The organism is Pseudoalteromonas sp. GABNS16E, from assembly GCF_028598715.1.
GTDB classification, from domain to species: domain Bacteria; phylum Pseudomonadota; class Gammaproteobacteria; order Enterobacterales; family Alteromonadaceae; genus Pseudoalteromonas; species Pseudoalteromonas atlantica.
Genome location: NZ_JAQREZ010000047.1, coordinates 1 through 13,188, shown reverse-complemented (window position 1 = coordinate 13,188; position 13,188 = coordinate 1). Strand labels below are relative to the sequence as shown.

Annotated in this window: 8 protein-coding genes and 1 pseudogene; 5 read left to right on the top strand and 4 right to left on the bottom strand. The window is 42.1% G+C overall.

Going from position 1 to position 13,188, the window contains the following annotated elements; translation table 11 throughout:
* Positions 1 to 26: 26 nt before the first annotated feature.
* Together PSI06_RS16360 and ycaO are read right to left on the bottom strand one after the other, a co-directional pair.
* Complete coding sequence (locus PSI06_RS16360) at positions 27 to 3,389, bottom strand: ATP-binding protein (protein WP_273604333.1); 3,363 nt, start codon at positions 3,387 to 3,389, stop codon at positions 27 to 29.
* Positions 3,390 to 3,503: 114 nt separating this feature from the next.
* Positions 3,504 to 5,264, bottom strand: coding sequence for a 30S ribosomal protein S12 methylthiotransferase accessory factor YcaO (gene ycaO / locus PSI06_RS16355; protein WP_024032086.1), 1,761 nt, complete (start codon positions 5,262 to 5,264; stop codon positions 3,504 to 3,506).
* Between the two features lie 146 nt (positions 5,265 to 5,410).
* Here ycaO and PSI06_RS16350 point away from each other — a divergent pair, with 146 nt between their 5' ends.
* The 4 genes from PSI06_RS16350 to PSI06_RS16335 all read left to right on the top strand — a co-directional run bounded on the left by PSI06_RS16350 (position 5,411) and on the right by PSI06_RS16335 (position 10,541).
* Positions 5,411 to 7,696, top strand: a complete 2,286-nt coding sequence (locus PSI06_RS16350; RefSeq protein WP_273605042.1) for a penicillin acylase family protein — start codon at positions 5,411 to 5,413, stop codon at positions 7,694 to 7,696.
* A gap of 58 nt (positions 7,697 to 7,754) precedes the next feature.
* Positions 7,755 to 8,603 (top strand): MBL fold metallo-hydrolase, encoded by an 849-nt coding sequence (locus PSI06_RS16345; protein WP_273604331.1) that lies wholly within the window; start codon positions 7,755 to 7,757, stop codon positions 8,601 to 8,603.
* 88 nt (positions 8,604 to 8,691) lie between these two features.
* Positions 8,692 to 10,224 (top strand): bifunctional GNAT family N-acetyltransferase/carbon-nitrogen hydrolase family protein, encoded by a 1,533-nt coding sequence (locus PSI06_RS16340; RefSeq protein ID WP_029773759.1) that lies wholly within the window; start codon positions 8,692 to 8,694, stop codon positions 10,222 to 10,224.
* Complete coding sequence (locus PSI06_RS16335) at positions 10,224 to 10,541, top strand: DMT family transporter (RefSeq protein ID WP_273604330.1); 318 nt, start codon at positions 10,224 to 10,226, stop codon at positions 10,539 to 10,541. Before PSI06_RS16340 ends, PSI06_RS16335 begins: the two co-directional genes overlap by 1 nt.
* An 81-nt stretch (positions 10,542 to 10,622) precedes the next feature.
* Here the strand turns inward: PSI06_RS16335 and PSI06_RS16330 are convergent, their stop codons facing one another.
* Positions 10,623 to 11,501, bottom strand: coding sequence for a DMT family transporter (locus PSI06_RS16330; protein ID WP_273604329.1), 879 nt, complete (start codon positions 11,499 to 11,501; stop codon positions 10,623 to 10,625).
* A gap of 255 nt (positions 11,502 to 11,756) precedes the next feature.
* Between PSI06_RS16330 and PSI06_RS16325 the strand changes: the two genes are divergently transcribed.
* The gene (locus tag PSI06_RS16325; protein WP_121636797.1) at positions 11,757 to 12,140 is read left to right on the top strand and encodes an MAPEG family protein; all 384 of its coding nucleotides are present in this window, start codon (positions 11,757 to 11,759) and stop codon (positions 12,138 to 12,140) included.
* Between the two features lie 73 nt (positions 12,141 to 12,213).
* Here the strand turns inward: PSI06_RS16325 and PSI06_RS16320 are convergent.
* A pseudogene (locus PSI06_RS16320) lies at positions 12,214 to 13,053 on the bottom strand (M56 family metallopeptidase); the annotation flags it as partial.
* Between the last annotated feature and the right edge of the window lie 135 nt (positions 13,054 to 13,188).

The window sequence follows — 13,188 nt, the reverse complement described above, 5'->3', positions numbered from 1 at the left end:
GTAAACAGTATTTTTAGCTTACACCTTTATTGTGTACCAAGCCATTGTTGTAATTTAGGCTCTAGTGCTGCGGAATCTAAAGGTTTGGTTAAATAATCGTTCATTCCTGCATCGAGGCACTTCTCTCTATCGCCCTGCATTGCGTTTGCCGTTAACGCAATGATTGTAATATGTTTATTATGCTTGCCCGCTTTTCCTTCGCGTATAGCTTGCGTGGCTTGGTAGCCATCCATCACGGGCATTTGGCAGTCCATTAAAACTAACCGGTATTTTTTGTCTTGGCTGCTGTTTAGCTTATCTAGTGCATCTTGGCCGTTTTGTGCAATATCAAAGGTAAGCCCAACTTGTTTTAACAACGCTGAGGCCACCACCTGATTTACTTTGTTATCTTCTACTAAAAGCACTTGCGCCTGCGCTGATATTTCTTTGGGCTTTTCGGTTAACTCATTTTGAAGTTGTGCTTGGCGCTGTTGTTGCTCAATGTATTTATCGTTAGTGAGTGAATCAAATAGATCTGACGGAGTAAGCGGTTTAAATATCAGGCAGTCTATATTTATGCCAATGTTGTTATGCTCTTGCGAATAACTCATCGGTGCCATAACAACTAGTTTGCTTTGCTTGGTGGTTACTCGGTTTTTTAATGTATTTATTTGTGGGTGCGCAGCTTGCTCAAAAAAATGATAATCGACTAGCAATGCATCTGGCTGGGTATCGCAGTTATCAAAATAATTAATTATGCCGCTATAGTCATTTAAAATATTAACGTGTGCGCCCCAAACGCGTAATTGTTTGGCGGCAATATTGGCGTTAAGTGTGCAGGCATCAATAATTAAAATATGTTTGTTATTAATTAAGTGGCTGGGTAAATCTTGCGCTTTAGTTAAACGTGGCTGTATTTTTATAGAAAACGAAAAAGTACTGCCTTCATTTAGCATGCTGGTTACGCTTACTTCGCCTTCCATGAGTTCACAAAGCTGCTTAACAATAGCTAGGCCAAGGCCTGTGCCGCCAAACTGGCGGGTGGTTGAGGCATCGGCCTGAGTGAATGAGTCGAATAAAGTTTTTTGTTTTTCTGCGTCTATTCCTATGCCGGTATCAATAATAGAGCAATGTAAAAAACTGCCATCGGTGGTTTCATCTATCTGCGCGGTCACCAGAATTTGCCCATCAATAGTAAACTTAACGGCATTGCCAATCAGGTTATTTAAAATTTGACGCAACCTATTCGGATCGCTAATTATTTCGCTGATAGTAATTTGGGTGGCATCTAAAATGAGATTGGTATTATTTTGCTCCACTTTAAGCGCAAACGACTCAACAACTTCACCAAGTAATTTAGGTAAGTTAAATTGCACATTTTCTATATCAAGTTTACCTGCTTCAATTTTAGAAAAGTCTAAAATGTCGTTAATTATATTTAACAGCGACTGAGCTGAAGATTGTGCAAGCTCAATATGGTGCTCCTGCTGTTGGTTGAGCTGAGTGCGCTTGATAATATTTAGCATGCCCAGTACGCCGTTCATGGGGGTTCTTATTTCGTGGCTCATACTGGCTAAAAATTCACTTTTAGCCATTACAGCTTGCTCTGCAGCCTCTTTGGCGGTGACTAGCTGTTGCTCTGTTTCAATACGTTGCTGACTTGAATGCAAGCTGCCCACGAGGGCGGCTACAGCAATTAAAAAGCTTTCTTCGTTACGTGACCACGGGCGCATTGAAGCACATTGCTCAGCGCATACTATGCCAATGGAGCCACTTCCCGCCGGTATGATTGCGCACAGCATGGCATTAATATTGAGCGGCGCAAAGTAATGCGCTTTAAGGGGTTTTAGTAGAGGGTGATTTTGGGCATCACTGGTGCTAAACACAGCATGTTTTTCTATGGCTTCAAAAAAATCAGGCGCCTCTTTTTTAAGCCATACCGCATTATTATTACCCATTCTGTTTTCAATATTATGGGCTGCTATAGGACTCAATGAGGTTTTTGAGCTATTAAAAAACCAAATACTGGCTTGCTCAATGTTTAATGCATGGCAAATAGATTCAGTAATAACTTGTTTAGATTGGCTTAATTGGCCACTTAAAATAAGGTCGTTGGCTGTAAGCGACGCTAAAATTTCGTTATGTAGGGCAATTTTGCTGTTTTCAAGTTCAATGCGCTTACGGGTATCAATATTTTGCAATGAGCCAAATATTCTTACACAGCGCTCGTTTTTGCGCTCAGCTTCACCATGAATAAGCACCCACATTTCGCGCCCTTCAGAGTCAATTACTTCAAGTTCGGCCTCGTAACTTTTGCCTTCTTTAATTGCAGATTCAACCAGTTGAGTGATACGTTCTCTGCTTTCACCGGCTTTAAAGTAATTTAAGTTTGTAGGCCAAGTAGGCTCTTTGTTTAGTGGGTACTTAAAGATTTTTTTGGTCATATCTGACCAATACACTTGTTTGGTTTCTAAATTAAATGACCACGCCCCAATTTGGGCAAGATCACTCATTGCCTCCAGCATTTTTTCGTTTTGTTGCTGGCGGTTTAGCATTTTTAAAAAGAATAAGAACGCCCATATTAGTAATCCGCAAATAATTATAATGGCGATTCTAAGCGGCCATATAGTTGAAGGTGCAGGGCTCCAACCTTCTTTAGGGGCTACGTATAATTGCCAGCTTCCCCCTTGAAAATTGAGCGTAAAATCAAGCGGCTCTTGTGAGGTTATATTGTTATTGCCATAAAAAAACTCGCCTTTTTTTCCTAAACCATGACGCCCTTGAATAGCAATGTTGTAGTTTTTTTCAAGCTCTTTTATGCCTGAGTTTTTGTATACTTTTTCAATGTCGAGCACTACAGATAATAACCCCCAAAAGCGGTCTTCGGGCGGAATATAAACAGGCACTCTGGCAATGAGGGCAATGTCGCCTTGCACTAGTTTAAGTGGCCCTGCCATAACAATAGTATTGGTATCACGGGCTCTAATGGCATCTAGGCGTTGGTTTTTGTTTTCTAAAAAGTTTAAGCCAATGGCTTTTTCGTTACCTTTTAGTGGGTAAGACATACGAATTATCATGTCGGGTGCACCACCAATATGGCGCAGCTCACTGGAGGTTTTAAACAAAGGCGCGGCAATTTGTTCAAACCGTGCTTGTTGTAACTCAGGTTCAGCTGATACAGCAACCGCTAATCCACGAACAAGCTGAATGTTTGATACCAAGGTGGCCTCTAGTTGTGCACGGTATGTACTTACTTGAGATAAAATTTGTAGGCGGTGGGCGTCTTTTGCGCGATTGTAGTTAATTCTATCTAATACAATGCTCACTAGTATTATTAGCGTAAGCGATAACCAAAAGGTCAGCTTATAGTTGCTAATAGTGTTTTTTTTGTTGTTATTTTTTGGCGGCATTGGCTAAGTCATGCTGTTATTTTAGGCAATTTAACTATAGCTAATTTATTGTATAAATAAAAACGGCGCTGATAAATTAGCGCCGTTTTATTTTTATAATTAGTAGTTTAACTATTAAGCGTCGGTTACTTCACGTGCCCAATGGTTTTGCTTAGCGACATGTAACTTACGGTAACCATCAAGTAGTGCTGCATGCTTTTTAAAGCCTTCAAGCGATAAACCTGGGAAGGTTAAACCATTAAATAATTTACGGCCTTCTGCTATTTCAATAGCCAGCGTTACGTTATCGCTGCCAAACATTAAACCCAGTGCATCTTGGTAGTCGGCGTAGTCGCGCTCGTCATCGTATTTAATTTCAAGAATAGCTTTTAAACAGCGGAAGTGGCGCATTGCATCTTCGTTTACTTGGCCTGTGTGTAGTATCCAGTCTACCCAATCAATGGCTTCTTCGTTGCCTGCGGCTAAACATAAGTGCGCTTTAAGCTCACCAATACGCAGTGTATGCCAAGGTGTATCGGCATCGGTGGCAAGGCCAATAAATTCAGCAGCACGAATAATATCGCTGTGGCCTGCTTCTTCTAGGCTGTCGTAAATGTCCATCCACTGCTGCGCATCGTACTGATCAAGCGATAGGAATGCTTCACGGAATTTAGCGCCTTCGTTGTTGTTACGCCAAATTAGTTCATCTACTGGGTAAATGTCTGACATACCTGGTACTAAAATACGACATGCATACACGTTTAAGTGTGTGTAATCCATAATGTAAATGTCGTGGCCCATGCTGTGAATTAAGTCAGTACAGAAGTTGTATTCTTGCTCTGTTGTACCGCTAAAGTCCCAATGAACAAAGTCAAAGTCAGCGTCAGCACGGAAAAAGTCATGCGAGATTAAACCGCTTGAGTCGATAAAGTGCAGCTCAATGTTTTCAGGCGTTGCAACTTCATCGTTGTCAAAAGTAGCTGGTTGGAACACATCAAGTTGATCAAGGCGACGACCTTGTAGTAACTCAGTAACGGTACGCTCAAGTGCAACTTCAAATGATGGGTGAGCACCAAATGAGGCAAACACAGAGCCATCAACAGGGTTAATAAGCGTTACGCTCATTACAGGGTATTTACCGCCAAGTGATGCATCGGCAATACGTAAATGAAAACCATGGCTGCGTAGCTCTTCACACGCTTCGTGAATTTTAGGGTATTGCTTTACAACCTCTTCAGGGACGATAGGTAAACAAATACCTTCTGCGATAATACGGTTTTTAATGGCGCGCTCAAATACTTCTGATAGCCCTTGTACACGTGCTTCAAACTTAGTATTACCAGCGCTCATGCCGTTAGAAACAAAAATATTACCAATTACGTTTACCGGAATGTATACGTCTTGGTTATCGCGTTGGCGCGTGTATGGCAATGTACAAATGCCGCGCTCGTTATTACCTGAGTTAAAGTCAAAAAGGTGTGAGGCATTAAGCTCACGCTCTGGGTCAAAGTAATCCCAAAGGCTTTCGTCCATTATGCCTTCTGGCACTTCATTGCCTTCAACTTTAAACCATTTCTCATTTGGATAATGAGTAAAGTCGCTGTTTGCAAATTCTTCACCTAGGTAAAAGTCGGCAAAAAAGTAATTACAGCTTAATCGTTCAAAGTATTCACCTAACGCAGAGGCGATAGATGCTTTATCGGTTGCGCCTTTACCATTGGTAAACATTACACCGCAGTCGCTGTCTTTTATATGAACTGAATAACAGTTAGCTACAGGGTTAAGCCAAAGTGCTTCTTCAACATTGATATTTAGCGCTTTTAGCTTGTTTTGCATGGTAGAGATAGACGATTCTAGGTCGCGGTCTTTACCTTTGATAAATGTTTTTTCAGTCATATGAGTCTCAACTAGATCTGCACAAAATGTGGAATGGCTATTATCGTGGATTTTGATGTTTATTTCACCCTTTGCGAGTAAGAACATTATTATTTAATAAAACTATGGTTATTATATGTGCAACAAATGGTGCAAAGGACAAATTAATGTTTAAAGTAATCAAATGGCTAGTATTACTCGTTGTGGTTTTAGGCTTAGCTGGTACAGCGCTTGTGTATGGCGTATTAAGTTTAAGTATGCCCACACTTGATGGTAAAGGCCAAAGTACAGCAATTAATAAGCCGGTTACTATTTCGCGTGATGCACTAGGACAGGCGGTTATAAAGGCCGAAAACCGCAATAGCGCCGCATACGGGTTAGGCTATGCGCATGGGCAAGACCGTTTTTTTCAAATGGATTTATTAAGACGTAACGCCGCCGGTGAGCTTAGTGAGTTATTTGGTAAAGCGGCCCTTGGGCTTGATAAAAAAATGCGCTTTCATCAATTGCGAAAACGCAGCCGCGCTATATTAAACACCTTACCCGAAAGTGATAAACAACTATTAAACAGCTACGCCCAAGGTGTAAACGAAGGGCTGGCACAAGTTGGCTTTGCAAGCTTTGAGTATTTACTTACAGGCGGAGCGCAAAAACCATGGCAAATTGAAGATAGCCTATTAGTTATATTTAGCATGTACCTTGATTTGCAAAGTGCCACCTTTGAGCGAGATGAAGCTCTCATACATATTGAGCAAGCATACGGGCAACACATGGTTGATTTTTTAACACAACCTAGCCAATACCAAGCGGCGCTTGATGGCAGTAATCTTGCCCCGTTTACAGGCACCATTCCTCAACTTCCAGAGCAAGCACAGCACACGGTTAAAAATATTCAGGCAAACCAAGAGCGCGGTAGCAATAACTGGGCAGTAACCGGTGCGCATACCCAAACGGGAGCAGCCATGCTCTCTGATGATATGCATTTATCTATGGCGGTGCCGGTTATTTGGTACAGGGCGCAGCTTAATTACACGCAAAATGCTAAGCAATTTCAAATAACAGGCGTATCGCTACCTGGCGCCCCTGCTATTGTGGTGGGTACAAATAATAAAATTGCCTGGGGCTTTACTAACGGCTACATAGACACGGCCGATTGGGTTGCTTTAAGTAACGATGATAAAACATGGCAAGTCAATGAGCCTATCGCACTGCCTAATGGCGAGGTGGACGATTACTCATTAACCATGAGCGAATACGGCCCAGTAAAATATATAAATAAACAGCCTTATGCACTTAGCTGGGCTGCACACCAACTTTATGCTGTAAACATGGATCTGCTAAAACTAGAGCAAGCCACTAGTGTAGATGATGCGCTAGATGTAGCAAGCGATGTGGGTATTCCGGTACAAAATTTAATGGTGGTAGATAGCCAAGGCAGTGCTGCATGGCAACATATTGGGGCTATACCGGCGCGTAAAACACCGAGTGAGCTAAGTGTTAATGCAAACGAATACTCACCCGACTGGCAGCAAAATGAGCATCAGCGCCCTTATGTTAAAAACCCGCAAAATGGGCGATTATGGACAGGTAATTCGCGCGTTGTGTCGGCCACTGATAATGCACGCTTTGGCAATGGCGGGTACGCGCTAGGCGCTCGCTCGAGCCAAATTCGTGATAGGTTATTTGAAAAACAAAGCTTTGCAGAGAGCGACTTTTACGCGCTACAGCTTGATAACCAAGCCCGCTTTTTAACGCCATGGCACACATTGCTACTTAATCAGCTTAAAAAAGACAAAGCTAAAAACGCACAGTACATAAGTGCACTTGAAAACTGGCAGCAATGCGCATGTGCAAGCTCGGTAGGTTATACCTTAGTTAAACACTACCGCAGCACATTAATTAATACCGTATTTGCAAGCATGGAGAACAAACTTAATGAGCAAGACGCCACGCTCAAATATGTAAAACGCGATCTAGAACCAGCTATATGGCAGCTTATTAAGGATAGGCCGGGCTCATGGGTAAACCCTGAGTATAAAAATTGGGACGAGCAGTTATTAGGTGCATTCAGCCAAACAGTGACAGCACTTGGGGCTGAGTATGGGGATAACTTGCAAAATTGGCAGTGGGGTAAAGTAAATGCGCTTAATATTGAGCACCCGTTTGCTAAGCAAATGCCCATACTGGCTAAGCTTTTAAATATGCCTGTAGCGCCAGCTTTTGGCGATAGCTACATGCCCGCCGTACAGGGCAAAAGCTTTGGTGCATCGCAGCGCTTTATTGCCCAACCTGGACATTTAGAAAACGCCATTATGGCAGTGCCCGGTGGGCAGTCGGGGCATCCGCTATCCGCGTTTTACCGTGCAGGCTTTAGTGACTACATTGAAGGTAAGCACACGCCTTTACTACCACAAACGCTAATACATCAAATAGTGATAGAGCCAGCACGATGAACTAAATTACAGTTAATCACGTTCTATATAATCATTAATAAATCAACAGAGAACTAAAATGAAAAAAATACTACCCGCATTAATAACAGGCTTATTACTTAGCAGTGCAACACGTGCAGATGAAAATCCGGTAACGGCAGAAAAACTAAGCGACAGTGTGTATGTACTGTTTGGCCAAGGCGGTAACATTGCCGCAAGTGTAGGGGAAGATGGCATTTACATTATTGATGACCAATTTGCTAAGCTTTCAAACGACATTAAAAAAACCATTAGCGATTTAAAACCCGGTAGTGCAGAGTTTGTAATTAATACGCATCATCATGGCGACCACACTGGCGGCAACGAAAACTTTGCCAAAGCCGGTGCGCATGTCATTGCGCACGACAACGTACATAAGCGATTAGAAGAAAAACACGGTGCAAACTCAGATTACCTGCAGCGCATTAGCTTTGGCCACGATTTAAAGCTGCATTTTAATAACGAACACGCCCATGTAGTGCACTACGCCCATGCACATACCGACGGTGATTCGGTGATATTTTTTAATAACGATAACATAGTGCACATGGGCGATATTTACTTTAACTTTGGCAGCTTACCGTTTGTAGATGTAGATAGCGGCGGCAGTGTTGATGGAATATTAGCAGCCGTAAATGACGTTATTAAGCAAATAGACGAGCGCACCATAGTGATACCCGGGCATGGGCCGGTAAGTGACCGTTCAGGGCTGGTAACGTATGCTAAACTTGTTAAAAAAGCCAAAGATTTAATGCTAAAAGCGATGCAAAATAACGCAAGCTTAGAGCAAGTAATTAAAGCCGATCCATTGGAAGAGCTTGGCCTTGAATACGCAGGCTGGTTGCCAAAAGAGAAAGTGACTACACTTTTTTATCGCAGCTTAAAGTAGTACGCGTAACGTAAAAAACATGATACAAAGCTGAGTGTACTTTAGCGTACATTCGGCTTTTATTTTATTATGCCCAAAGGAGTTGTGTATGTCGGCAGAAAAAACCCACCTAGAAATTTGTAACTTAACAAAAGAGCAGTATCCGCAAATTAAAACTTTGATGGATCAGGCTTATCCTGATTTAGGTGGCGCGTGGCCAAGCCATACTATTTTTAGATTGATAGATCAGTTCCCTGAAGGGCAAATAGGTATTGTAGATGATGGCGTGCTGGTGGGCTTAGCACTAAGCGTGCAAGTAGACTACGCGCGTTTTTCAAATCCTCACACTTACGAAGACATAGCCGATGGGCACGACCGGGTATTTAGTGACTCCGATGGCGATGCGCTATACGGTTTAGATGTAGCAATTAGCGAAACCCACCGAGGCATGCGCTTAGGGCGCAGATTATACGATGCCCGTAAAGAGTTGTGCCGCCAATATAACTTGCGCGCTATTTTAGCCGGTGGCCGTATTCCGCGTTATTACAATCACAGTAGTGAAATGACGCCAATGGAATACATTGAAAAGGTTGACCAAAAAGAGCTTTACGACCCAATTTTAAGTTTTCAGCTCTCTAACGACTTTCAGGTAAAACGGTTACTTAAAAAGTACTTGCCGGAGGATCAAGAGTCTGTAGGTTACGCCACCTTGCTTGAGTGGAATAACATAATGTACGAGCCAACCGACACCGTGCTCGAATCAACTAAATCGATAGTGCGTATTGGTGCGGTGCAATGGCAAATGCGCTGTGTAGAGTCGGTTGACGAAATGCTCAAGCAGGTAGAATACTTTGTAGATACGGTATCTGACTACAAAAGCGACTTTATATTATTTCCGGAATTTTTTAACGCGCCACTTATGGGTTTAGGCGATCAGAATAATCAAACCGAAGCAATCCGCTATTTAGCCGAATATACCGAAACATTTAAAAACGCGATGTCGCGTATGGCAATAGAATATAACGCCAATATTATTACCGGCTCTATGCCACTTGCCGAAGACGATAAAATTTATAACGTAAGTTACTTATGCCACCGTAGCGGTAAAATAGACGAGCAGCGCAAAATACACATAACCCCGCATGAACAAAATGATTGGGTGATTCAAGGCGGCGACAAAATTGCCGTGTTTGATACCGATGCTGGGCGTGTAGGTATTCAAATTTGTTACGATGTAGAGTTCCCAGAGCTTTCGCGCATACTAGCTAAGCAAGGGCTTGATATACTCTTTGTGCCGTTTTGGACCGATACTAAAAATAGTTATTTACGGGTTCGTCACTGTGCGCAAGCGCGCGCAATCGAAAACGAATGTTATGTGGTTATTGCAGGTTCAGTGGGTAACTTACCTGAGGTAGAAAGCCTAGACGTACAGTACTCACAATCGGCAGTATTGACCCCGTCTGACTTTTCTTTTCCGCACGATGCAACATTAAATGAAGCCACACCTAATACCGAAATGTTACTATTTAGCGACCTTGATATGGATAAGCTAAAAATTCTTCATAGCGAAGGTACGGTGCGCAATTTAAAAGATCGCCGCGAAGATTTATACGACGTAATTTTGAAAAAGAGAGATGTTTAATGGCATGGGTTTATTTAGTCATTGCTGGCTTGCTTGAAATAGGCTGGCCAATTGGTTTAAAAATTTCACAAAATCCCGATACACGCTGGCAGGGTATAGTAATGGCCATTGCATTTTTAACAGCCAGTGGTTTTATGTTGTGGCTTGCACAAAAGCAAATATCAATGGGGACGTCCTACGCCGTATGGACCGGAATAGGTGCTGCGGGTACGTTTTTAGTGGGTATATTACTTTACGGTGATGCAGCCACGTTTGGCCGTATTGCTGGTGTACTCATGATCATTTGCGGTGTGATAATGCTAAAAATTAGCTCTTAAAAAGAGCGCTTAATACTCGCTTTAAACGTTATAAGCAGCCTATAGTAGCGCAGGTTTAAAAGCCTGCGCTTTTTTATGTTCTCAATTTGGCAGCATTACTAAAATAGCGGCAATGGCTATAAGTATTAAGCCCGCGGTATCTTGCTTTTTAAGTGGCTGTTTGAGCCAAAGTACAGCAATTAGCATGGTAAAAAATACCTCTACCTGACCAAGCGTTTTAACATACGCTACGTGCTGTAAACTCATTGCGCTAAACCAGCCAATAGAGCCTACACAGCTAAAAGTACTAATTGCGGCAGTGGTGCCTTTATATTGCCAAAGTTTGCCAACAGTGTGTGGCTCTTTTAGTAATAAATAGCCAAGTAATATAAGCGTTTGTAGGCTTATTACAAACAGTAAAACCCATGCAGCTGAGTGTGGAAACAATAACCCTGAATTTAAGCTCGCTTCACGCACCCACAGCGATGTAAGGGCAAAGCTGGTACCACAGGCAAGGCCAAGTAACGCTGTTTTAGCATCAAAGTGTTTTACGCTGGTTATGCCGCTAAGTAAAAGCACCGCAATAGCGCCTAAAAATACACCCAGCCAACCAAGAAGGCTGAGCGCAGAACCAAAAAACAATACCCCTAAAATAGCCGCTACTAATGCCTCACTTTTAGCAAGCCCTGCACCTATGGCGTAATTATTCATTTTAAACAGTTTTACCATTAAGCCGGTGGCGAGTATTTGCATAACACTTGCGCCAATAACAAACCCCCAAAAGGCATTATTAAAGGTAGGCATGGCTGTGTCTTTATATTGATAAAGACCATACAAATACACTGCAGCAATAGGGCCGGCTAAAATAAAGCGCGAAAGGGTTACGCCAGCTACACTTGCATGTGCGCTTAATTTACTTTGCAGGGCATTTCGCCATGCTTGCATAAAGGCGGCTAAAAAAGTGAAAAAGATCCAGGTCATGGGGGTCGTCGGTAAAAAAATAAGGTCTATAAGTTAACAATCTTTAGTTATTAATGCGATGCATTAAGGGTGATAGTGAATATTCATCACCTGCGACATTATGCCGCACTGCTTTATAGGTAAACTTAGCTATAGTAAGTATGATGTTATTGTTTAGCCGCCTGCGTATGTCATAAAACGTGTTGGCGGCTTTTTTGTGTATGTGTGTTATATGTATTGGTCAAATAACTAGGTTTTAAAATAAGAGAATAAATTATGACAACATTAGTAGTATGCGCATTACTTGCTGTATTAATGCCTTATTTTGCAAAAATACCAGTGGCCATTGCAATGGCAAAGCTTGGCCAATACGACAATAAACACCCGCGCTCTCAACAAGCAAAATTAACGGGCTTTGGTGCGCGAACGCTCGCTGCTCATCAAAATTGTTTTGAATCACTTGCAGTGTTTGCCGTTGCTATTGCGGTGGTACTGGGAACTAACTCGGTAAATGCAGTAACCGAAACCTTGGCGGTTACTCATATAGTTTCGCGTACTTTGTATTGCATTTTTTATTGGTTGAACTTAGATATTATACGTTCGCTTGTATGGTTTATTGGCTTAGGCACTGCCATTGCCATGATTGTAGTGAGTATTTAATTTTATTGTTAAAACCACAAAGCAAGCGGCCTAAAAGGGCGCTTGCTTTGTGCTCTTGCATCACTCATTAGCTTTAATGCGATACTTTAATTCGCTCTATTAAATCGGTATTAGCAACCTCGCTGTTTATAGCAAAATCGAGCTGTACAAGTACATCATTAAAGCCTGCCTCAGAGATTTTATACTCCCACTTTGCCAGCGCTTCTTTAGCTGATTTATCAAAAACGTCTGACGGCTTAGATTGAATGACACTAATGTTTTTTGTTCTGCCATTGGCGGCTATATCGTACTTTAATACAACCGAGCCGCTAATGCCTTGCTTAGCGGCTTGGGCTGGGTAGACAGGTTCAATGCGTATTGTTGGTGAAATATGATCCTCTTTCGTTATTTCAGCTTGGGGCTGTTTTGCAATGGCTAAACCGCTAAGCATGCTTGCTGCTATTAGCAGTAAGCCACCTCTGGCAAAGCGAGAGCTGCTGCCACTGTGCTTTATATTGGTAAGTCGTTGTAACATGGTTTTTTTATCTCCGTAGTGTGAATAAGCCATTAGACCTGCGGGCGCTGCCGCCGCGCAGTTAACTAAGGCTTTGCTGTATAAAATGTGTTGGTGTGTGGTTTTATTGGCAAGTACCTGCTGATCACAAGTTAGCTCCTGCAAGCGTCTAAAGCTTGCGTAAGCCATCCAGGCGAGCGGGTTAAACCACATTAAAATAGTAGTCAGTAACAGCAGGGCATTTATTAGGTTATCTTTGCGTTTTATGTGCACAGCCTCATGCTCTAAAATAAGTGCCAAAGTGGCTTTATCAAACTGGGTTTTGTAATTACTAGGCAGTATGAGCTTACTTTGTAAAATACCCATCACCATTGGCGATGCAATATGATTACTGGTATAGGTTTTAATGTGTGAGGTTAGAGGGTGTTCACGGCAAGATCATTATAAATTGAACTTATAGAGCAAGTAGTGATCAGATCAAGGCATAATAATTACTTGGTCGCATAAATATGAGCACTACTTTTCTGAAACATTTTAATTCAATTACAGATCCTC

Excerpts from the sequence above, each read along its gene's own strand:
- PSI06_RS16360 (WP_273604333.1), bottom strand. The coding sequence starts at position 3,389 with ATGCCGCCAAAAAATAACAACAAAAAAAACACTATTAGCAACTATAAG.
- ycaO (WP_024032086.1), bottom strand. The coding sequence starts at position 5,264 with ATGACTGAAAAAACATTTATCAAAGGTAAAGACCGCGACCTAGAATCG.
- PSI06_RS16350 (WP_273605042.1), top strand. The coding sequence starts at position 5,411 with ATGTTTAAAGTAATCAAATGGCTAGTATTACTCGTTGTGGTTTTAGGC.
- PSI06_RS16345 (WP_273604331.1), top strand. The coding sequence starts at position 7,755 with ATGAAAAAAATACTACCCGCATTAATAACAGGCTTATTACTTAGCAGT.
- PSI06_RS16340 (WP_029773759.1), top strand. The coding sequence starts at position 8,692 with ATGTCGGCAGAAAAAACCCACCTAGAAATTTGTAACTTAACAAAAGAG.
- PSI06_RS16335 (WP_273604330.1), top strand. The coding sequence starts at position 10,224 with ATGGCATGGGTTTATTTAGTCATTGCTGGCTTGCTTGAAATAGGCTGG.
- PSI06_RS16330 (WP_273604329.1), bottom strand. The coding sequence starts at position 11,501 with ATGACCTGGATCTTTTTCACTTTTTTAGCCGCCTTTATGCAAGCATGG.
- PSI06_RS16325 (WP_121636797.1), top strand. The coding sequence starts at position 11,757 with ATGACAACATTAGTAGTATGCGCATTACTTGCTGTATTAATGCCTTAT.